At 45.3% G+C, this 21,799-nt stretch carries 22 protein-coding genes; 15 read left to right on the top strand and 7 right to left on the bottom strand.

Annotated elements, in window-relative coordinates:
- Nucleotides 1-33 precede the first annotated feature (33 nt).
- Genes thiS through thiH form a run of 3 tightly spaced genes read left to right on the top strand, consistent with a single transcriptional unit; the run spans nt 34 to nt 2,198 of the window.
- Nucleotides 34-288, top strand: coding sequence for a sulfur carrier protein ThiS (gene thiS / locus AC6R16_RS08035; protein WP_500674068.1), 255 nt, complete (start codon nt 34-36; stop codon nt 286-288).
- A gap of 5 nt (nt 289-293) precedes the next feature.
- Complete coding sequence (locus AC6R16_RS08030) at nt 294-1,061, top strand: thiazole synthase (protein WP_500674067.1); 768 nt, start codon at nt 294-296, stop codon at nt 1,059-1,061.
- An 18-nt stretch (nt 1,062-1,079) separates the two neighbouring features.
- Nucleotides 1,080-2,198, top strand: coding sequence for a 2-iminoacetate synthase ThiH (gene thiH, locus AC6R16_RS08025; protein WP_500674066.1), 1,119 nt, complete (start codon nt 1,080-1,082; stop codon nt 2,196-2,198).
- 134 nt (nt 2,199-2,332) lie between these two features.
- Here the strand turns inward: thiH and AC6R16_RS08020 are convergent, their stop codons facing one another.
- Nucleotides 2,333-4,123 carry an aminopeptidase P family protein gene (locus AC6R16_RS08020; RefSeq protein ID WP_500674065.1) on the bottom strand — a complete coding sequence of 597 codons (1,791 nt, stop codon included), beginning with the start codon at nt 4,121-4,123 and terminating at the stop codon, nt 2,333-2,335.
- Between the two features lie 99 nt (nt 4,124-4,222).
- Nucleotides 4,223-5,164 carry a LysR family transcriptional regulator gene (locus AC6R16_RS08015; RefSeq protein ID WP_272785980.1) on the bottom strand — a complete coding sequence of 314 codons (942 nt, stop codon included), beginning with the start codon at nt 5,162-5,164 and terminating at the stop codon, nt 4,223-4,225.
- Nucleotides 5,165-5,269: 105 nt separating this feature from the next.
- Here AC6R16_RS08015 and AC6R16_RS08010 point away from each other — a divergent pair, with 105 nt between their 5' ends.
- Complete coding sequence (locus tag AC6R16_RS08010; RefSeq protein WP_500674064.1) at nt 5,270-6,463, top strand: multidrug effflux MFS transporter; 1,194 nt, start codon at nt 5,270-5,272, stop codon at nt 6,461-6,463.
- 82 nt (nt 6,464-6,545) lie between these two features.
- On the top strand, nt 6,546-6,830 hold the full coding sequence (gene tsrA / locus AC6R16_RS08005) for an H-NS-like global regulator TsrA (RefSeq protein ID WP_069667953.1): 285 nt from the start codon (nt 6,546-6,548) through the stop codon (nt 6,828-6,830).
- Nucleotides 6,831-6,872: 42 nt separating this feature from the next.
- Here tsrA and asnC read toward each other — a convergent pair whose 3' ends face one another.
- Nucleotides 6,873-7,337 (bottom strand): transcriptional regulator AsnC, encoded by a 465-nt coding sequence (gene asnC / locus AC6R16_RS08000; protein ID WP_500639320.1) that lies wholly within the window; start codon nt 7,335-7,337, stop codon nt 6,873-6,875.
- A 101-nt stretch (nt 7,338-7,438) separates the two neighbouring features.
- On the opposite strand from asnC, the gene AC6R16_RS07995 reads away from it, so the two are divergent.
- The 3 genes from AC6R16_RS07995 to AC6R16_RS07985 all read left to right on the top strand — a co-directional run bounded on the left by AC6R16_RS07995 (nt 7,439) and on the right by AC6R16_RS07985 (nt 12,072).
- Nucleotides 7,439-10,573: an EAL domain-containing protein gene (locus AC6R16_RS07995; RefSeq protein ID WP_500674063.1), complete on the top strand. Its 3,135-nt coding sequence runs from the start codon at nt 7,439-7,441 to the stop codon at nt 10,571-10,573.
- Between the two features lie 61 nt (nt 10,574-10,634).
- Nucleotides 10,635-11,414: a class I SAM-dependent methyltransferase gene (locus tag AC6R16_RS07990; RefSeq protein ID WP_500674062.1), complete on the top strand. Its 780-nt coding sequence runs from the start codon at nt 10,635-10,637 to the stop codon at nt 11,412-11,414.
- 100 nt (nt 11,415-11,514) lie between these two features.
- A complete protein-coding gene (locus AC6R16_RS07985; RefSeq protein ID WP_500674061.1) occupies nt 11,515-12,072 on the top strand; it encodes a hypothetical protein in 558 nt (185 codons plus the stop codon).
- Between the two features lie 62 nt (nt 12,073-12,134).
- On the opposite strand, the gene AC6R16_RS07980 is transcribed toward AC6R16_RS07985, so the two are convergent.
- On the bottom strand, nt 12,135-13,019 hold the full coding sequence (locus AC6R16_RS07980; RefSeq protein ID WP_500674060.1) for a carboxylate/amino acid/amine transporter: 885 nt from the start codon (nt 13,017-13,019) through the stop codon (nt 12,135-12,137).
- Nucleotides 13,020-13,076: 57 nt separating this feature from the next.
- Entirely contained in the window at nt 13,077-13,502 is a 426-nt protein-coding gene (uspA, locus tag AC6R16_RS07975) for a universal stress protein UspA (protein WP_500639325.1), read from the bottom strand.
- Between the two features lie 156 nt (nt 13,503-13,658).
- On the opposite strand from uspA, the gene ftnA reads away from it, so the two are divergent.
- From ftnA to AC6R16_RS07960, 3 genes are all read left to right on the top strand, one after another.
- Nucleotides 13,659-14,186 (top strand): non-heme ferritin, encoded by a 528-nt coding sequence (gene ftnA / locus AC6R16_RS07970; protein WP_004745366.1) that lies wholly within the window; start codon nt 13,659-13,661, stop codon nt 14,184-14,186.
- 71 nt (nt 14,187-14,257) lie between these two features.
- Nucleotides 14,258-14,581, top strand: a complete 324-nt coding sequence (gene uspB / locus AC6R16_RS07965) for a universal stress protein UspB (RefSeq protein ID WP_045954504.1) — start codon at nt 14,258-14,260, stop codon at nt 14,579-14,581.
- A gap of 105 nt (nt 14,582-14,686) precedes the next feature.
- On the top strand, nt 14,687-15,880 hold the full coding sequence (locus AC6R16_RS07960) for a BaiN/RdsA family NAD(P)/FAD-dependent oxidoreductase (RefSeq protein WP_500674059.1): 1,194 nt from the start codon (nt 14,687-14,689) through the stop codon (nt 15,878-15,880).
- 78 nt (nt 15,881-15,958) lie between these two features.
- On the opposite strand, the gene AC6R16_RS07955 is transcribed toward AC6R16_RS07960, so the two are convergent.
- The gene (locus AC6R16_RS07955) at nt 15,959-16,435 is read right to left on the bottom strand and encodes a YHS domain-containing (seleno)protein (protein WP_500674058.1); all 477 of its coding nucleotides are present in this window, start codon (nt 16,433-16,435) and stop codon (nt 15,959-15,961) included.
- Between the two features lie 111 nt (nt 16,436-16,546).
- On the opposite strand from AC6R16_RS07955, the gene AC6R16_RS07950 reads away from it, so the two are divergent.
- Together AC6R16_RS07950 and AC6R16_RS07945 are read left to right on the top strand one after the other, a co-directional pair.
- Nucleotides 16,547-17,371: an AraC family transcriptional regulator gene (locus AC6R16_RS07950; RefSeq protein WP_500674057.1), complete on the top strand. Its 825-nt coding sequence runs from the start codon at nt 16,547-16,549 to the stop codon at nt 17,369-17,371.
- An 88-nt stretch (nt 17,372-17,459) separates the two neighbouring features.
- Entirely contained in the window at nt 17,460-18,284 is an 825-nt protein-coding gene (locus tag AC6R16_RS07945; protein WP_425666179.1) for an HDOD domain-containing protein, read from the top strand.
- A gap of 41 nt (nt 18,285-18,325) precedes the next feature.
- Here the strand turns inward: AC6R16_RS07945 and AC6R16_RS07940 are convergent, their stop codons facing one another.
- On the bottom strand, nt 18,326-19,231 hold the full coding sequence (locus tag AC6R16_RS07940) for a DMT family transporter (protein ID WP_500674056.1): 906 nt from the start codon (nt 19,229-19,231) through the stop codon (nt 18,326-18,328).
- Between the two features lie 167 nt (nt 19,232-19,398).
- Here AC6R16_RS07940 and rmuC point away from each other — a divergent pair, with 167 nt between their 5' ends.
- The gene (gene rmuC / locus AC6R16_RS07935; RefSeq protein WP_500674055.1) at nt 19,399-20,949 is read left to right on the top strand and encodes a DNA recombination protein RmuC; all 1,551 of its coding nucleotides are present in this window, start codon (nt 19,399-19,401) and stop codon (nt 20,947-20,949) included.
- 56 nt (nt 20,950-21,005) lie between these two features.
- On the top strand, nt 21,006-21,788 hold the full coding sequence (gene ubiE, locus AC6R16_RS07930; RefSeq protein WP_239827143.1) for a bifunctional demethylmenaquinone methyltransferase/2-methoxy-6-polyprenyl-1,4-benzoquinol methylase UbiE: 783 nt from the start codon (nt 21,006-21,008) through the stop codon (nt 21,786-21,788).
- Nucleotides 21,789-21,799: the final 11 nt, after the last annotated feature.

Below are 21,799 nucleotides of genomic sequence, written 5' to 3'. Positions count from 1 at the left end.
AAGTAACGATTGGAATTAAGAGAGTTGGAAGCAATGGCGTTATCAGAACAACAAACAACACAAGCACTTGCTGAAGAACTCGATGTGATCACTATTGTCATCAACGACCAATCACATCAAGTTGCCAGTGTGTCAAATATACAGCAAATCATTCACCAGTTTGAGCTGCCTGAAATGGGGTGTGTTTTTGCAATTAACAACAATGTTGTGCCGCGCAGTGAGTGGGCGAGCACAGTACTTTCGCAGGGAGATAGTATCTCTTTGTTTCAAGCTATCGCAGGGGGTTAAAGTCGATGCTTAAAATTGGTGATAAACAGTTTGAATCACGACTGTTCACAGGAACCGGTAAGTTTGCTAATAGCCAATTAATGGCGCAAGCGATTCAAGCTTCAGGCTCTCAATTGGCAACTATGGCGCTAAAGCGTGTCGACGTGAACGACCAACAAGATGATATTTTGAAGCCTCTAGTGCAATCGGGCGTAAACTTGCTACCAAACACTTCTGGTGCAAAGAACGCGAAGGACGCTGTGTTTGCCGCGCAACTCGCGCGTGAAGCGTTGGGAACTAACTGGTTGAAATTAGAAATCCACCCTGATCCTAAGTACTTAATGCCGGACCCAATTGAAACATTAGCTGCTGCTGAGCAGTTGGTTCGCGAAGGGTTTATTGTACTTCCTTACTGTCATGCAGACCCTGTGTTGTGTAAGCGGTTGGAAGAAGTGGGCTGTGCAGCAGTTATGCCATTAGGCGCGCCGATAGGTTCAAACAAAGGCATCGTTTCTCGCGACTTCCTAGAGATCATCATCGACCAGGCCAATGTTCCAGTAGTTGTGGATGCAGGTATTGGAGCACCTTCACATGCAGCGCGTGCAATGGAAATGGGCGCCGATGCGGTACTTGTTAATACGGCTATAGCTGCATCGAGCGATCCAGTCGCTATGGCACAGGCATTTAGAATGGCAGTTGAATCTGGGCGAATGGCTTATGAAGCGGGTCTTGCTGGTAAGGTGTCTCACGCAGTCGCATCAAGTCCACTGACTTCATTTTTAGATGAGCTATAGGTTCTAAGCGAGAATAACATGAGCTTTGTTGAACAATTTAAGCAGCTCAATTGGGATGACATTTCGATGTCGATTTATGCCAAGACAGCACAAGATGTTGAACGTGCATTGAGTAAGCCCAAGCGTGACTTGGAAGATTTTAAAGCGCTGATTTCACCAGCTGCGGAACCCTATTTGGAGCAGATGGCTCAGTTGTCTTACACGGCAACTCGTAAACGGTTTGGCAATACTATGTCACTCTATATTCCACTGTACTTGTCTAACCTGTGCGCCAATGCTTGTACTTATTGTGGATTCTCAATGGAGAACCGTATTAAGCGTCGCACCCTAAACAAAGATGAAGTATCTGCGGAAGTTGAAGCAATTAAACGAATGAAGTTTGATAGTGTTTTGCTGGTAACTGGCGAACACGAAACTAAAGTTGGCATGAACTATTTCCGTGAAATGGTGCCGATGATTAAGCAGCGCTTTAACTATTTGGCGATGGAAGTTCAACCGCTCGATCAAGACCAATATGCAGAACTTAAGACCTTAGGCTTGGACGCCGTGATGGTATATCAAGAAACTTATCATCCTTCTACCTATGCTGAGCACCACTTGCGTGGTAACAAGATGGATTTTGAATATCGACTAGATACCGCGGATCGATTGGCAAAAGCGGGCATTGATAAGATTGGTATTGGTGCCTTGATTGGCTTGGAAGAGTGGCGAACCGATTGCTTTTATGTTGCGGCGCATCTGGATTATCTAGAGCGTACGTATTGGCAAACTCGTTACTCGATATCGTTCCCGCGATTGCGTCCCTGTGAGGGAGCACTTCAGCCAAAATCGGTGATGACAGATAAGCAATTGGTCCAACTCATTTGTGCCTATCGCTTGCTGAATCCAGAAGTTGAGTTGTCTCTTTCTACTCGTGAGTCTCCGAAGTTTAGAGATAATGTTTTACCCTTGGGCATTACTACCATGTCTGCTGCATCAAAAACTCAGCCAGGTGGTTATGCGATGGATGACGTTGAACTGGAGCAGTTTGAGATCAGTGATGAGCGAAGCGCAGCTTCGGTCGAAGATATGATTCGCGCGAAAGGGTTCGATCCTGTTTGGCGAGATTGGCACTCGGCTTATTCAGGCTTGTCTTAAAAATAGTGTTTCACGTGAAACACACGCAATAAAAAGAGGGTTGATGCATTACATCAACCCTCTATTCTTATCCAGTTATCCAGTTATCCAGTTATCCAGTTATCCAGTTATCCAGTTATCCAGTTATCCAGTTTCTAGCCATGAGCAAGTGGTAAGGTTGCCTGACGCAGCCAATCCTTCACTTCACCTTCTACTAGAGGGCTGATCTCATCCCAGACTTTTTGATGATAGTCATTCAACCAAGCCAGCTCAGGTCGAGTCAGCATATCTACATTGATGTTACGCTTGTCGATTGGGCAACGTGTTAGAGACTCAAAAGACAGAACAGGGAAATCACCGTTGGTAGGCGTTTCGACAACAAGTTCTAGGTTCTCGATACGGATACCAAATGCGTCAGCGCGGTAATAACCTGGCTCGTTCGATAACACCATGCCTTCAGATAAAGGAACATCGATTTGTCGCTTCGAAATACTAGCTGGCCCTTCGTGAACACTTAGGAAGTGACCAACACCATGACCGGTACCATGATCGTAATCATAGCCTTCTGCCCACAGATGCTGACGCGCGAGCGTATCAATTTGGTAACCTCGTGTACCTTTAGGGAAACGCGCACGAGCGACACCGATATGACCTTTTAGAGCTAGCGTGAACTGTTTTATCATCTCTTGTGAAGGTTGACCGATTGCGATTGTGCGCGTGATGTCTGTGGTGCCATCTAGGTACTGACCACCCGAATCGACAAGGTAAAGCGTGTTCAATTCAAGCTGACCAGGCTCTGGCTGATTCTCATGATTATAGTGGCACATCGCTGCGTTGCCGCCTGCTGCTGAAATCGTATCAAAGCTAAGATCCATCAGAGTTGGGTCTTCACTACGAAATGCTTCTAGCTTATCTGACAAGGTTGCTTCGTTATGCAGGCTACCTGCGGCTACTTCAGCATCGAGCCAGCAGAGGAATTTGCTCATCGCAACGCCATCACGAATATGACATGCTTTCATGCCAGCGATTTCAACTGCGTTCTTCGCCGCTTTTGGCATCAAGCAAGGATCAGCTTTGCTAACTACAGTTGCGCCTGCATTTTGTAGAATTAGCTTAAACCATGCGTTACTTGTTGCTGGATCCACCAGTACTTTCTTTCCGTTTAGAGTTTCTAAACGCGCTTGTAAAGCTTGAGGATGATGAACCGTTACGCCTGTCCCTACGTGTGCATCAAATTCTTCTGGTAGGCGAGCAGGATCGAGAAAGAACTCTACGCTTGAGTCTGAATGAAGAATCGCGTGAGAAAGCAAAACGGGTAGTCGTGATACGTCAAGACCGCGGACGTTAAGCAACCAGCAAACTGAATCAAGAGCGGTAATCACTGCGCTGTCTGCGTCAGATTTATTAACTAGTTGCGCTATTTCTTGGCGTTTACTTTGACTAGATTGTCCGACTGCTTCTGTCGCCATTAGGCGAACATCAGAAACCACAGCAGCAGGGCGATCGTGCCAAAGCTCATCAATTGGGTTGTTGTCGAGGATCTTTAACTCAAGTGTATCAGCAAGTTTTGCCTGTGCCATGTCTAACCAAGAAGAGTTGTGCATGCGCGGGTCGATGGCTACAGATGCGCCATTAACTAGTTGGTCTTTAATCCAATCTAGCGCTGGCTCCTCAATCAGGTGACGATATTCGAACAGATCAGCAGGTACCTGCTTAGTCACTTGTACTGTGTAGCGACCATCAACAAAAATAGCGGCTTTATCTTTGGTGATTACCGCAGCACCAGCAGAACCGGTAAAACCTGTTAGCCAATGTAAACGCTCGTTATGTGCAGGTACGTATTCACCCAAATACTCGTCTTCATGTGGGATAAGTAGGGCATCAATATTGTTCTGCGCTATCCAGTGACGAATCGCGGTTAGGCGCTGTTCTGTTGTCGTAAGCATCTATGTTAATCCTTCATATTATTATGGCGTCCATGTCGACGAGAGTGACTGAAATTGGACGATGCGAATAAGCTACTCTTTTTACCGTCAGCCTGCAAATTATCTAAGAGCAGCGGTTTTATCGCGGATAATTTGTCGTAACCAAGACAAGGCAGGGTCATTTTCTCTATCTCTGTGCCAGAACAAAGTGTAAGCCATAGGAGGAAATTCCATTGGCAGTGGTAGCACAGTTAAATCGAGTTGTTTTGATGCCAGTTTGACGAAGTGACTCGGTGCGGTAAAGACAAAGTCGGTGTATGAGCACAAGCTCGCCGCGCTGTTAAAGTCAGGCACCGTAATCGCGATATCACGCTCTTTACCTATGTCAGCCAAACGATAATCTAACAGCCAGCGTTCATTACCGTCACACCTAACTTGTACGTGACGTTGAGTTAGATAGTTTTCGAGGTTCCAGTTTTGGTTTAGTGCAGGGTGCTGCTTACGGACTAAGCACATTTGGTTATCTCGATAGATTTCTTGCTCACAAATATCGCTGGGAGGCAGCATAGTTAACTTTGCGTCATTAATATCAATGTCTTTGCCAGTAATGCCTAAATCAATTTCCCCGCGTTGTATTTGCCTAAATGTCTCTTCTGCCCAGGCGTGAGTGCTAATGGTTACCCCTGGAGCACGCTTGAAGATCTCCGGCAAAAAATGAGGAAGAATAAGTGGGTAAACGCTTTCCACCGCAGCGATCTGATAGCGATAGTCACTTGAGCTAGGCGAGAACTGTTCTGGCTGAGTCAGCTGTTCTAGTTGGTTAATCAGAACTTCTAGCTTAGGTTTTAAAAACAGCGCTTTAGGTGTCGGTTTAAGGCCATGGGCATGGCGAACGAACAGAGGGTCGTCAAACTGTGTTCTTAGCTTGGCTAGGCTCTTGCTCACTGCTGATTGGCTTAAGCACAGTCGGTGTGCCGCCCTAGTAACGTTCAATTCTTCTATCAAGACACGCAAACAAACCAATAAGTTAAGATCGATACGAGCTAGCTTTTCAATATTCATTAGAAATTCTCATTGGGAATAACATTGATGACTATACGTCATTAGTTGGCATATCTAGTTTAGCTTAGAATATCGACAAATTCATCAAGTGCATCGGAGTTCAAAGTGCAAGCGGTAAGTGAAAGTTCCCCACGTAAATTACAGTTAGTGTTGTTAACACTGCTGGTTCTATTCAGCCCATTAGCGATAGACATCTACTTGCCAGCACTACCAATGATCTCTTCTACGTTCCACGTGGAACATGCACTAGCTCAAGACACAATTACATGGTTCTTGTTTGCTATGGGTGTAGGGCAATTGTTTGCAGGCCCTTTAGCAGACAAACTAGGACGTCGAACTGTTGCATTGGGAGGCGTAAGTATCTATGCCGTGAGCGCTTTATTGGCGTGGAGCGCTCAGAACATTGAATGGATGCTCATGTCTCGACTGCTACAAGGCTTAGGTGCGTGCGCGACATCGGTAGCGGCCTTTGCAACAGTTCGCGATATCTTTGGGCCGCAGAAAAGTGGCAAAATGATCAGTTACCTCAATGGTGCTATCTGTTTCATTCCTGCTTTGGCTCCTATTTTAGGCAGTTGGTTAACACAGCAATTCGGATGGCGCTCTAACTTTAGTTTTATGGCGGGATTTGCTGTTGTGGTTCTAGTCATGCTTTGGATAGGACTAAAAGAGACTAATCCTCAATTGAGCAAAGAACCTGTTTTCAAGCTCAACCGCTATCTTGATGTTGTGAAAACGCCTACTTTCCTTTTCCACGCAACGCTATGCATGTTGGCTATGGCTGTTATTCTTGGTTATGTCACCTCTGCACCTGTTGTACTGATGGAGAACTTAGGCTTGTCGATGAATCAATTTACTATGTGGTTCGGTATTAATGCGGCAATTAACATCGTGGCCTGTATGAGTGCGCCTAAGTTCATGGATAAGTTTGGTACGCACAAGGCTTTGTCTGTGGGTATTATTACTTTGGCGATTGCTGGTATTACAATGTTGGCAATGAAAAACCAAGCAACGGCCTTTGCTTTCATGTTGCCAATCTTTATGTCTTCCGTTGGTTTTGCGTGGATTCTGGGTGCCGCTGCAGGTAAAGCTTTAGCGCCTTTTGGTGATAAAGCAGGTACAGCAGCTGCGCTATTAGGACTGTTTCAGATGAGTGGTTCGGGCTTAGTGGTTGGCACCGTTCAGAGAATGGGTATGGAACCGCAAGTAATGATTGCGACGCTGATGTTGATCGTTGCCCCTGCGCTAGCAATTCTTTGGTCTAAAGCCGGAAAAACATGGCATCACGCAATGGCTTAGAGGCACTGACAAGCCTTGATAATCTAACCAAACGATGTATATTTGAGCTTCTTATTTCGAGTTCTGTGGATAAATCACAACGATGTCAATGACAACATACGAGATGGCCCGTTTATTGGAGCAACTGGAAGAGGCTCCAGAAAAGGTCATGTTTGGTAAACTTTTGAGTGAATTAGGCAATCAAAGTGGCGAGCGTATTCGCAGCGCTGCAAAACAGGTACCATTGCCAATTCTTCGCGATATGGTTTATCAGTTTCAGCAAGTGATTGACTCACGTAAAGGTGAGCAGATAGAGTCGTTGGCGAAAGAGATCGCCGAACAAGGTATTTCGGTCGATGATCTAAAGCACTATCTAAACTCAAAATAGTAAGTATTTAACAAATACTAAAACTCGCTACGGCGAGTTTTTTTATGGGTTAACGTTACGGTTGATAGGGTTCTGCAAAGAGATAAGCGTCTCAGTCGATTGAACTTCATCAATCGCTTGGAGCTTATCAATGAGAACGTATTGCAGCTCTTCAATTGAGCGGCACATGAGTTTAACGAAAATATTATATGCTCCAGTGGTGTAATAAGCTTCGACCACTTCTTCCAGAGCATTAAGTTTTTCCAATGCAGAGTGATAGTCTCGTGCGGCATTGAGGTTAATACCGATAAAACAGCATACGTCGTAGCCGAGTTTTTTCGTATCAACAATGACTTCAGTACCCTGGATAATATCACCAGCTTTCATTTTTTCGATTCGTACATGAATCGTCGCAGGGCTGACCTCGAACTGCTTAGCCATTTCGGCGTAAGGAGTGCGAGCATCTTCCATTAATGTCTTCAAGATTGCTTTGTCTAAGTCATCAAGTTTAATCGCGTGTGCCTGCATATAAGTCCTTGTAAATCAGCCTGACTTGGTGGAATAAGTACAAATTATCACCAGTGGTGATACAATTATATCCATATTCCATTGATTTTGAGACTATTTTAGTGCGTTTGTGCCTCTTACTACTAGCGCTAGTTGTCAGCTCTATTGCGCAAGCAAATGAAAAAGATGTGTTAGTGGTGCACTCATATCACCAAGGTTTCTTCTGGACTGATACCTTTCAAAAAGGGTTAGAGCAGCAGTTGAAGAATGCTCACATCTCGACACGTGTGCTATATCTTGATACCAAGCGAATCCAGAGTGAGGCATATTTTGATCAGCTCTACTCGCTGTATAAAACCAAGTTTGAACAAGAACAGTTCAAAGCCATTGTCGTGAGCGATAATAACGCACTGAGTTTGATGAATCGCTTGGCGCCATTGTTGGGAAGCACCCCCGTTATCTTCGGCGGAATCAATGATTATGACCCCTTTATGCACCGCGATCTCAACGCTACCGGGGTGACAGAAGATATTGACCTTTACAGCAATATTTCATTAATTGAGCGCATCCAGCCTGAAGTAAAGTCTATTTACATCATCAGTGATCACTCTGTTACTGGTACTGCTGTGCGATCGCAAGTCGGCCAGTTTCTATCTAACTACCCTGATTACTACAGTAAAGTTATCTCCTTCATCCCTAGTTCGTTTGAGCAGTTGCTTGAACTGGTCGCAAAACTCGATAGCCAATCAAGTGTACTGTTTTGGATTTATTACCGCGAAAGAGATGGCTCCGTTGTCGCACACCAAGAGCAATGGGAGCGATTAAATGAAGCCTCTAAAGCACCTATCTATATGGTGCATGATTTAGGTCTTGGCTATGGTGCGGTGGGTGGTGTCATTCAAAGTGGACGTCAGCATGGTCAGCAAACAGCAAAACTTTTGTTGCGCGTACTCGAAAATCCGCAAGCTCCGTTGCCTAAAGTAGAAGTTGGAATCCCAGAAATTAAGCTCGATTATCAGGCCGTACTTAAGTGGGGGTTAGGTATTGAAGGGGAGGCAACCTCGGTCGTCTTTAATAAGCCTCAATCTTTTTCTGACCGTTATCAGCAAGAACTGAAGGTTGTCGGTAGCGTGGTGCTATTTCTCGCAGTCATTATCATGGGCTTGGTTTACTATTTGAGCCGGATAAAACGCAGCGAGCAACTGGCGAAAGAGAGTCAAACCCTAATAGAGATGGTTTTTGATCAGAGTTATCACTTTATTGGTGTTGTTGATGGCAATGGTCACATCATTTCGAGTAATCGTAAGCTTCAGGATCTGCTGTATGACCAAGATTTTAGTGTTGACCGCCCCATTTGGCAGCATAGGCATTGGGAGCTTGAAGCATCACAGCAGTTGAAGCAGTTCTTTACCACTGAGCACGATACACTAGCTCAGTTTGAAGCGGAAATTTGGCACTCTGATCAAGGCTCAATGGTGCTAGAACTTTCCCTTAAACCGATTCCATTACCCAATAAAGGCACTCAATATTTACTCGAAGCGCGCGATATTACTTCACGCAAGATTACCGAAGAACGCCTGTTCCAACGCGAGGCTAACTTAAGCCACTACTATGATCAACAACCAGTCATGATGTTGACTCTCGATGAGCAAAACCGAATTCAACAAGTGAATCAGTTTGCAGAGCAGCTGCTAGGTTATGGGTCGCAAGAGGTGTTGGGTCATCGGCTAAGAGAGTTTTATTTTCATGAGGCAACCTTGGTACCTCGACAGGTGTTGTTGCAGCCCAAGCAGGCCATTAAAGGGGTATGGCGTCGTGAAGTGGAATATCGTCACGCCAATGGCCATACCGTCTGGGTTCGGGAAAATATTCGTCCTTTAGCAGAATCTGGTCACTTACTGATTGTTGGTGAGGATGTAACAGAGACTAAGGCGCTATCAGAACAGCTGCAGTATCAGGCTCGACATGATCTGCTTACGGGCACCTACAGCCGAAACTACTTCGAGGCAGAGTTGGAAAAGGCCCTGAGAGAGGTAGAGAGCTACACTCGAACTCACGCTATGCTCTATATCGACCTCGATCAGCTTAAAGTTCTCAATGATACGGCAGGCCATGAAGCGGGAGATGCTGCGATTCAGTTTTGTGCCAGCATGCTAGAAGAAATTCTACCTTACAACACGATATTGGCGCGTATGGGCGGCGATGAGTTCGCCATCCTTTTAAAAGATTGTACCGAGGTCGATGCAAAGAAATTGGCGACGACCATCATTAATACCCTAAGCGAACATGCGTTTATCTGGGAAGATATCAGGCTTAACTTAAACTGCTCGATAGGTATTCGCTTGATAGACCATACCGCTTCCTCACCGCAAATGGTCCACGCCCAAGCCGATACCGCTTGTCACATTGCTAAGGAAGAGGGTCGTAACCGCTACAGTATGTATTGCTTAGACGACCAAGAGTTACGTCGTCGTGAGCAAGAGATGGAAAGTGTTAATTTAGTGCACAATGCGCTGGCTAACAACCGAATTGAGCTATTTGCCCAGCAGATCCTCGATTTAACGGGTGAAGAGCAGGGCATGCACTTCGAAATACTGATTCGAATCAGAAACGCAGATGGTGAGTACATCTCACCGGGTATTTTTATGCCAGCATCAGAGCGCTACAACATCGCTCATCTACTTGATAAGCAGGTCGTGAGTCAGACATTAAGTTGGTTTGAGTTGCATCCACACGCGCTAGAACAATTGGGGCTGTGCTCAATAAATTTATCGGGTCACTCTATGGGCAATAAAGAGTTCACTGCCTATTTACTAGAGAAACTGGAGTCTAGCTCAGTGCCCTGCGAAAAAATCTGCTTTGAGATTACTGAGACTGCCGCCATGAGTAATATGAATCAAGCGATTGAGTTTTTTGGACAGCTCAAAGCATTGGGCTGTTGCATCGCATTGGACGATTTTGGCTCGGGTCTCTCTTCATTTGGTTACCTGAAAAAACTTCCGGTCGATATCGTAAAAATTGACGGCATTTTTGTCCGCGATATGGACACCAATGAGATGGATCATTTAATGGTGCGCTCAATTAACGATCTTGCTCGCCAGATGGGTAAGCAAACCGTCGCTGAGTTTGTCGAAAACGCTCAGATTATTGAGCTATTGATGGAGCTCGGAGTCGATTATGCTCAAGGTTACGTCATCGGCAAACCGAAACCACTTGCTGAGCTAGTATCAGAGCTAACGCCACAACAGAATACTTAGTGAAATGGCTCAAGATCCAGTAAACTGCGCCCGAGTCGAGACAATATCCTAGGAACATTGCGTGCAACTACAACTGCTATGTGAAGACCAAACACAGTCTGAGCGCTTTCAACAGATAACCCAACGCTGGGAGTTAACTCATTGCGATGACAGCCCATTCGCTCTTGTGCTTACTGAACAACGTTTAGAGTTGCGTAAGTTGGATGAGCCAAAACTAGGCGCTATCTTTGTTGATTTGGCAAGTGGTGCGGTTGCACATAGGCGTAAGTTTGGTGGTGGTAAAGGTCAGGCGATCGCTAAAGCGGCTGGTTTAAATAAAGGTGCCACACCAACGATACTTGATGGTACGGCTGGCCTGGGGCGTGATGCTTTTGTATTGGCTTCACTGGGCTGTGAAGTTCAGATGGTTGAGCGCCATCCGGTTGTGGCAGCGTTATTAGACGACGGACTAACCCGAGCCAACAACGACCCTGAAATCGGAGCGTGGGTGAGTGAGCGGATGTCATTGATTCACGCATCTAGCCACAATGCACTCAGCCAACTTGCTGAAGACCCTGAGTTTGTTAAACCAGATGTGGTTTATCTTGACCCTATGTACCCGCACCCGGAAAACAAGAAAAAGAGCGCGTTAGTGAAAAAAGAGATGCGCGTCTTTCAGTCTTTGGTCGGTGCTGATCATGACGCTGATGGACTGTTGGAACCCGCCTTAGCCCTTGCTACTAAAAGGGTGGTGGTGAAAAGGCCTGACTATGCAGACTGGCTTAACCAACAAAAACCTATGATGGCCATCGAGACGAAAAAAAATCGTTTTGATGTTTATGTTAATGCATCAATGACTTAGCGAACACTGTATCAATAGTGCGATTTTTGTCCTTGCTAATTGGTTATCAAGCAGGTATATCTTACTAAGAACTATTCGTATTCTTAGCTGGAGTTGTAGCGTGGCTAAACGTTTCTGTAAGATGAATCGCAAGCAAATTGCGGAAAATTTGGGTGATATTCATCGTTTGGTGGTTGAGCCTAAATACCTTTGCCGTTCTTGTGCTCGCTCGTCCGCTTCTAAAGACTCCCTTTGTAAGCCAAGTGCAATTCCTCCTCAAGCATGTCAAAACAAGCCGTTAGAGCAACAACAGAGCTGCGCTTTACTTGCAGAAGCCTTGCCTAACACTCAAGCAAATCTACCCTCAGAGCAAAAAGCGCAAGCCGTCAGAAGAGTGGTTGAGAGGGTGAAAGAGAAAGCCTTGCTGGAAAAAGCGCAACTTCAATCTAGCCAAACCGAAACTGTAGCCAGTGAAATGTTTGATTTAGAGGACAAAAAAGCGCTTAAGAAAGCAAAGAAAGCGATAAAGAAACACTACAAACAGCAGAAGAAACTGCTCAAGTTAGCTGACAAGCAACGTAAGCTGATTAAAAAGCAGAAGAAATTGGAAAGTAAGGTGAGCATATCTCGCTTAATTGCTGAAAGCTCAGAAGCACAAACTAGCTCAAACCTTCATTAATCCTCTAGACAATAAAAAAGCTCTCCGCCAATGGAGAGCTTTTTTGCATCTAATGATTCTATTTACTGTGGATTGGTTTGATAACTCTGCTCTACTTTACGCTTAACCCAAGTCTCGTTGACCCACAAAGAAAGTAGGATGATTGCCCCACCGATACTCAATTGAGTGATATCTACATCTCGATTCCAAATCACAATGTTGACGATTAGGCCGGCTGGCACTAACGCATTATTCATCACTGCTAGGGCTCCCGCATTGACCATAGTTGCGCCTTTATTCCAAGCAAAGTAACCGAGTCCAGAAGCAATCAGGCCTAAATAAACCAAAACACTCCACTGGGTCGTCGTGGTTGGCATCTTGTCTAGGTTGCCCATCAAGGCGAACGCGACCGTTGCTACACACAAAGCGCCTAAGTAGAAGTAGCCAAAAATCGCGTGCTGTGGCAGGTCGACATGGTATTTCTCCATTAGATACTTATAGCCAACCTGTCCAATGGCGAAACAGACATTAGCGCCTTGAACCACTAAGAAACCGACGATGAAATTCTCATTGATTCCGGCAAATTTAATAAAGGCTGCGCCAGCGACAGCGATGACCGCTGTTACTAGATACCATGGTGAGAATCGACGTTTAAGTAGATCGTAAATTAGCGTGACATAAATTGGTGTAAAGACGGTAAACAGCAGCACTTCTGGTACAGAAAGCAATAAGAAAGATTGGTAGTAGAAGCAATACATTAGGCCAAGTTGGAAGCCACCAACGACCATCAGCTTGGCAATCAGCCCTTTATCGACCCCTTTGAACTTAAGAAAAGGTAGGAAAACCAGACTTGCCAACGCAACTCGGATTAATACCGAGAACCAAGAATCAACCTGACCAGCAAGATAGACGCCGATCAGGCTAAACGAAAACGCCCACAATAATGTGACCGCAGATAGATACCCCATAACTAAGACTCATTATCAAAAACTATGGGGCCAGTGTATACCAATATTGGCGAGCAATCAGTCTTTGAGTGGTACTACCAACATATCAACTGGCGAGCAATTAATTAGCTGGCGAGTTGAAGAGAGCAGTTTACTCCAAAAATCTTGGTGGTGGCCGCACACCACGAGGTCGATATTGAACTCTTTAATGGTGTCGCACAATTCATTGCTCAGATCACCACTGCCGACGAGCGTGTGCTTGATCGGGAAATCGGCATGATCCGCCAAATTTTGTAACTGCTTTTGTGAGGCTTCGATGGCCTGATGCTGGGTTTCAGCCAAATTAATATCAATTAGGCCTGTATAGAGTTCGGCGTAGTTGACGTCGATATGAACAAATGACACCGATGCTTCAAGTGGTTTTGCCAAGGACACGGCTCTTTCGACCAAGAGTTTGCTGTCCTCAGAGAGGTCGATGGCAACCAAAATATGTTGATAACTCATAGTGCTATCTCCTTGTAAGGGTACTAATTAAAGATTAGCACCTTGAATTAATAAATTTTGCTGAAGTGATCTCAGATCCACATTTGGCATACAAAGTGTTATGGTTGTGAACATGATATAGTCAATTTAACTTCATAGACTTAGTAGGAGTGGTAAATGCTTTCTCAAGCAATGGTCGATCAATTGAATGAGCAAATTAATCTCGAATTTTTCTCATCCAATCTATACTTACAAATGAGTGCTTGGTGTGAAGACAAAGGATTTGAAGGTGCAGCTGAATTTTTACGCGCACACGCCGTAGAAGAAATGGAGCACATGCAGCGTCTATTCACATATGTGAGTGAGACAGGTGCGATGCCTATTCTGGGTGCAATTGAAGCACCAAAGCACGAGTTTAATAGCCTAGGTGATGTCTTCCGTGAGACGTTTGAACACGAGCAGATGATTACGGAAAAAATCAACAAACTAGCTCATGTTGCGTTTACATCACAAGACTATTCTACGTTCAACTTCTTACAGTGGTACGTTGCAGAGCAGCACGAGGAAGAGAAGTTATTTAAAGGGATCTTAGATAAGTTAGATCTAGTTGGCGAAGATGGCAAAGCGCTGTTCTTCATCGATAAAGATTTAGCAGCTTTGGCAAAAGAAGGTTCATCTTCAATTATGGATGCCCCTGCTGAATAAACTTCAGCGTAAGACACTCTAAGCAGATCGTCTTTTTCTCCGGGCATACCAGAAGATGTAGGGAGGAAAAGATGATCAATGCTGACACAATTCTATTTGCGCTAATGATGGTAACTCTAGTCAATATGGCTCGTTACCTCACTGCACTGCGTTCTCTAATATACATCATGCGTGAAGCCCACCCATTACTTTACCAACAAGTTGATGGTAACGGTTTCTTTACCACTCATGGTAACGTCACTAAGCAAGTTCGTTTGTTCCACTACATCAAGAGCAAAGAGTATCATCACCATCATGATGAAGTGTTTACCGGAAAATGCGATAGAGTCCGCGAGCTATTTATTCTTTCGACCTCTTTACTTGCGGTAACCTTATTGGCTGCGATGATTCTCTAGGTCAATTGGCATTCGCTCAAAATGCCGTTAAAATAGTCGCGCAAATGGCGAAGGATGTGCATCAGGCACATCCTTTTTTATTGGTTTTTATTTGAGTAGTAGTTCATGACAGAGAAGTTTGATGTCGTCATCATAGGTGCGGGCGCTGCAGGGCTGATGTGTGCAGCGGAAGCTGGCAAACGCGGTCGTAAAGTGTTGGTGCTTGATCATGCCAAAAAGCCTGGACGTAAAATCTTAATTGCTGGTGGCGGTCGTTGTAACTTCACTAATTACGATGTGTCAGCCAACAACTTCTTGTGTCAGAACCCTCATTTCGTCAAATCTGCGCTTTCCCAGTATACCAACTGGGACTTCATCTCTATGGTAAGTAAACATGGGATTGAGTTTGAAGAGCGAGATCATGGCCAGCTATTCTGTGTCGGTGACTACAACTCAAAAGACATTGTTAAAATGTTATTGGCTGAATGTGACTTACCAAGCGTGACTCAACGTTATCAGCAAGATGTCCATTATATAGAGAAAACTGAGGCTGGCTTCGAATTACATGCCAATACCAGTGTGATCGAGTGTGAGTCACTTGTTGTGGCGACAGGTGGTCTTTCCATGCCTAAATTGGGCGCGACACCATTCGGCTATAAGGTGGCAGAGCAATTTAACCTCAGCGTTGTGCCAACGAGTGCTGGTCTTGTGCCATTCACTTTGCACAAAGAAGATAAAGAAGCGTTTGCTGAGCTGTCTGGTATTGCCATTCCGGCTGAAATTACCGCTCAAGACGGAACTGTGTTTAAAGAGGCACTGCTGTTTACTCATCGTGGTTTATCTGGGCCTTCTGTACTGCAAATTTCCTCGTTTTGGAAAGCGGGGCAGAAAGTTGCGATCAACTTGGTTCCGGAAGTTGACGTTAATGAACTCCTGCAACGCTCACTAGAGAAGCACCCAAACCAGAGCCTGAAAAATACCTTGGCTAAAGTACTACCTAAGCGCCTTGTCGAAGTACTGATAGAGCGTAAGGTATTTACAGACAAGCCCCTTAAGCAGTTCAATGCTAATCAGCTAGAAGCGGTCACCGCTCAGCTTGAAAACTGGCAGATTGCGCCAAATGGAACAGAAGGGTATCGCACAGCAGAGGTTACTCTCGGTGGCGTAGATACTAACCACCTATCCTCAAAAACCATGGAGTGTAAGCAGGTTCAAGGCTTGTACTTTATAGGTGAGGTTATGGATGTCACTGGCTGGCTTGGTGGCTACAACTTCCAATGGTGTTGGAGTTCCGGTTTCGTCGCAGGGCAATGGGTTTAGCCTGAATAAATAGAAAAAAACGGAAGAGTCTAGGCTCTTCCGTTTTCCATGGAAGGGAAATAAGCAGAATGGAAGGGGTTATAATTTATCAGCAGCAACAGTTTTTATACTGGTCCAGTTGGTGTTTGCATCTTGAATGAAACCTTGAGTATCTTCTAGCCAGCGCTGTTGTACCGTTTTGTCTAGATTGAGATAAAGCTTACCGTCTTTAATTTTCCACGCTTGTGGGTCTGTTTCAAACTTCTTACCCATTGCCACCCCAAACGCGCAGTAGCCTCCATACTGAGGGGCGAAAGCTTGCGGATCTGCTTTGAATTGATCGCGGTTTTCACTGCTCGCGAAGTGATAAATGGCATTTTTATAGGTGGCGGAAAACTGTGGGTTGCCCTGGACGGCACCTGCATCAGTAAAGTACGCGACCGGATCATAGCCTTTGATTGCTAGATCATTGTCATCCACACTCATATCTATATCTGCTGCCATCAGTGAGACACTGGTTCCAAGTAGTGCTGCTATAAGAGTCAGCTTTTTACCGGTTGATTTAATGCGTGCCATAACAAGCTCCTTGCCTATGTTTGGTTATCTTGTATGAAATAAATTAGCCGACTCTCCCGGTCTATAGAGGGACTAAAAGTCTAAAAAGTACGCGTATCGTTCGGAGGTCACATGGATCTGCTGTCACAAATAATGGGGCATTTCTCTATCCGCACCGGTGTTTTCTATTCTGGCCAATTATGCGGTGTCTCTTCTTTCAAGAAGTGCCCACATAACCAAGGTCACCTTCATGTGCTTAAAGCCGGTCATTTGAAGTTGGCAAGCTCATTGGGGATAGCGCATCAGTTAACTCAACCTTGTATCATCTATTTACCTAACAGTACGCCGCATGTGATAGAAGGGACTGGTGAAGGGGCTGAACTCGTCTGTGCCAGTGTCGAGTACCGCGCAGGGCCGGTGAACCCTTTGTTGTCAGCTTTGCCAGACGTTGTCATCATCCCGTTTGAACTTGCACCCAACCTAACCCCTGTCATTGACATGTTGTTTCGAGAGTCGCATAGCGAATCTGCAGGGCAGCAATTTATGATGGATAGGTTGAGCGATGCATTAATGGCACTGATCTTTCGCTACTTAATTGATGAGCAACAGATAGAGCAGGGACTGTTTGCTGCCTTGGCGCACCCTCGCTTGGCTGCTGTAGTTTCAGCAATTCACCAGATACCGGTCCGTCATTACAATATTGCCGAAATGGCTTCGTTAGCTGCTATGTCACGAACTCAGTTTATTGAGACTTTTAAGCAGGTCGTCGGTGAAACCCCCGGAGATTATGTGCAGAGATGGCGCATATCAGTTGCTCAATCTTTATTACTAAAGAATAAACCTCTTAACTGGGTTGCTGATGAAGTTGGCTATGGTAGTTATTCCGGATTCTCGCGTGCTTTTCAACATGTTTTAGGTACCTCTCCACGCCAATGGTTACAAGGCTTGAAGCAATAATCCGCTACCATTTATGAATGGCTTATCGACCTATTCATCAATTTCTGTCCTATATTAAATGGGGAGAAGAGAGCAAGGAGTAAACTCTATGAGTCAACAAGCACTGATTTCTCGTATTAACGAGTTGCCGCGAATCGAAAGTGTACTGCAAGAGTTATTGGAGATGGTCAACCGAGACTCGATCGACTTCGGTGAGCTCGCCCATAAGATGGCAATGGATCAGGTATTGTTGGCAAGGGTTTTAAGGATGGCAAACTCTGCTCAATTTGGTGGTGTAAAAGGGGTGGCGAATATTAATGATGCCATTGTTCGTATCGGAATTGGTGCTATTCGTAACCTAATTTCTTCTTCGATACTTGCTTCGACGTTTCCCAAGATAGAGACCCTCAATATCAAAGATTATTGGGCGGCAACCTTTGAAGTAGCGACAATTGCGAGCACCATAGCGAGAGACATCAAGCTTGACCCCAATGAGGCGTTTAGTACTGGTGTGCTGCATAACATTGGTGAACTCATGATTCATACTCTAGAGCCTGAAAAAGCGGTCGCTATCAGCCAACGTGTCGCCAATGGGGAAAATGCTGCTCAGGTACAAAAAGAAGTACTTGGTGTTGATGCTCAAGAGCTCGGAGCCGTGCTTGCTGAAAGCTGGAAGTTCCCTAATCAGCTTGTTGATGCCATCGCCAATGTTAATCACCCAGCTAAAGCGGTAGAGTCGAAACGACTGGCTTGCTTGATGTATCTGGCGCGAGATGCGCATCAACGCTGGGACATGATGTTGGAAGAGAGTGAAAAGCTGAGTTACCTGGAAAACAGTAAAGCGGCTAAAGCACTACATGTATCACCTGAGCTAGCCGCTAAGATTGATGAGGTGCGCGGGCAAGGAAGTGAGCTAGCCTATCAACTATTTTAGATAGGCTAGGTCAACAAGACCCTATCGGTGTTAACGTGTTGTTATACAGGCTGTTTGGCGTGATCTTTTTTGCCAAATTTGATCTGCTGGATCACTAGGCCAGTAATGATCAGTACCAAGCCAACCAAAGTTGCTGGATGTATTTGTTCACCGATAATCGTTGCTAGCAACATCAGCGAGATAAAAGGGGAAGCAAAGATAAGGTTGCTCAAACGCGATGTATTTTGAGTTAACTTCAATGCGCTCAACCAAAGAACAAAAGTAATCCCCATTTCAAACAAGCCCACATAGCTGACGGCAAGCCATCCCTGGGTAGATATATGGCTAAAGCTCAGCCCTTCATACAGCGTTAAGCCAATAGCGAATGGAATCGCGACCAGAAAACCGAGCAAAACGCCAACAATCGGGTCCGCTTTGTTTTTGGTGTTTAAAATCCAGTAACTTGCCCATAGCAGGGTGGAGAATAGCGCGAGGCCAACTCCAAGCGGGCTCTCAAAGCTTAAGCCAAGTACATCGCCTTGTGTGGCAATTACTATCACTCCCAAGTAGCTAAACGTACAAGCGATCCAGTCTTGCTTACGGATTTTCTGACCTAAAAACACAGCCGCCATCAGGGTAAGCGTAATTGCCCAGCTGTAATTGATCGCTTGTGCTTGTGATGCTGGAAGCAAGTCATAGGCTTTAAACAAAATCACGTAGTAAGCGAGTGGGTTAATCAAGCCTAACAGTAGGTAATACCAAGGATTGGAGAGAAACGTACTCGGTAGTGTTTTAAGCTTACCTTGCACGGCACAAATCGCCATTAGTGCCAGCGCGGAAACGATACTAGCAACAGTCAACATTTGAATAGGGGAAAACTCAGCTAAGGTGAGTTTGAATGCGGTGGCAACCGTTGACCAGAGTAATACTGCTGATAAACCTAAGCCTAAAGCACGGCGCTCGTTCATGATGTTCCTTCAATAAAACCAACCAGTTAAGACTTACTGGCGACAAGTATGGGACAGGGTAGTGAGCGCCTAGTCTAGCTGTTCGATATCTAGCCGACAAACTGGACATTTATCCAGTGCTAAAATACCATTGAAAGTATCTCATTCTGAACAGTTAAATCTTTATTATGCAATGGATTCTTGAGCATCAAGCTATGTTGATCAGTGGCCTATCCGGTGCCGTCGCAAGTGGCGTGGTAGTTGGCTGGTGGGTCAAACAGAAAATGCGCTTTGACAATCAGCTTCTTGAACAACAACTGGAATCGAATCAGCACCTTGCCAGTAGCCAGATTGCGCAGCTAGAAAAAGAACTCCGTGAGGCACAGCAAGAACTCGACGAGCTAGATAGTGAACGTGACAAGTCAGCATACGAGTTAAAACAGTCTCACGGCAAGTTAATGGCAGTGCTAGAGAAGCTGCGCTATTTCGAGGCAGTGAAGCAGGAACGTCAGCAGTATGCCGATGACCTCAACCAAATTCGTGAGCAAAAGTCACAATTAGAGGCACAGTTGCGTGAGCAAGAAGCGCGACATGAGCAACAAAACAAAGCTAGCCAAGAAAAGCTCCAACTGTTAGAGCAGGCAGAAGAGCGCCTCAAGCAGCAATTTGAACAGCTTGCCAATCAGCTATTTGAAGCCAAAACGGCCAAAGTGGACCAGCAAAACCGCCAGAGCTTGGATGGTTTGCTTTCTCCTCTCAAAGAGCAACTGGAAGGGTTCAAGAAACAAGTGAACGACAGCTTTAATCAGGAAGCCAAAGAGCGCCACACCTTAGTTCACGAGTTAAAAAACCTCCAACGCTTAAATGAACAGATGACCAAAGAAGCGCTTAACCTGACTCAAGCGCTAAAGGGCGACAACAAGCAGCAGGGTAACTGGGGCGAAGTGGTACTCGCGCGCGTGCTCGCTGATTCTGGCTTACGTGAAGGGCATGAATATCAAACCCAAGTCAGTTTGCAAAATGAAGCGGGTAAACGCTATCAGCCCGATGTCATCGTTCACTTACCGCAAGATAAACAAGTGGTGGTGGACTCGAAAATGGCTTTGGTGGCCTACGAAAGGTACTTTAATGCTGAAACTGATAACGAACGAGAGCAGGCACTAAGTGAACACTTACTTGCGTTGAGAGCACATATAAAAGGGTTGTCTCAAAAAGATTACCATCAGTTAAAAGGCATTCAGAGTCTAGACTATGTACTGATGTTTATTCCCGTTGAGCCTGCATTTCAGGTCGCTATTCAAGCAGATCCTGGTCTGGTCAAAGATGCGATGGAGCAAAACATCATCTTGGTGAGCCCAACCACTTTGCTTGTAGCGCTACGTACGATCGATAACTTGTGGCGAAACGAGCGACAAAATCAGAATGCTCAGGTGATTGCCGAGCGTGCCAGCAAGCTTTACGACAAACTGCGCCTGTTTGTCGATGATATGGAGAGCCTTGGGGGGGCACTTGATAAAGCCAACCAAAACTATCAAGGGGCAATGAATAAGCTCGCGACAGGGCGCGGAAATGTGATTCGCCAAGCGGAAAGCTTCAAACAACTGGGCGTTGAAGTGAAAAAACCGATTTCCAATGATTTGGCGCAACTCGCTCAGCATGACCATTTCACAGAAAATGCTGCCTTGGATAAAAATGACTCTTTCGTACAAAGACATCCGGATGAGGATAAAGTAAACTAATCGCCCGCAGTGCTTAGGTCGTATTAATTCAATGCGCTGCTCGAAGAGGAATCATCATGACGGATACAAGCGTGCAATCGAATACAGCTTTAGAATCAAATGAAACCACGCACTTTGGTTTCAGTACCGTAGCCAAAGAAGAGAAAGTGGCTAAAGTTGCTCAGGTCTTCCACTCAGTAGCAGCGAAATACGACATTATGAATGACTTAATGTCGGGTGGTATTCATCGCCTATGGAAGCGCTTTACTATCGACTGTAGTGGTGTTCGTCCTGGTCAGCGTGTGCTTGACCTTGGTGGTGGTACGGGTGACCTAACCGCAAAATTCTCGCGAATTGTTGGCGAAAAAGGTCATGTGGTACTGGCCGATATCAATAACTCTATGCTTAACGTAGGCCGAGATAAGCTACGTGACAATGGCATTGTCGGCAATGTCCATTACGTGCAGGCGAATGCCGAAGAGTTGCCGTTTCCTGATGACTATTTTGATGCGATTACGATTAGCTTCTGCTTACGTAACGTAACTGATAAAGATAAAGCGCTACGCTCTATGTACCGTGTGCTTAAACCGGGTGGACGTCTACTAGTTCTAGAGTTCTCTAAGCCGATCTTAGAGCCGCTATCAAAGATTTATGATACTTACTCATTCCACTTATTACCTAAGATGGGCGAATTAGTGGCAAATGATGCAGAAAGCTACCGTTACCTAGCGGAATCTATCCGCATGCATCCAAATCAAGAGACCTTGAAGGGTATGATGAATGAAGCTGGCTTTGATCAAACCAGTTACTACAACCTGACGGGGGGTATCGTTGCCCTTCACCGTGGTTATAAGTTCTAAGGTCGGTTGTT

This window comes from Vibrio sp. R10-SG3-ISO10 (assembly GCF_059834185.1).
This window is presented reverse-complemented; position numbering and strand designations above follow the sequence as displayed.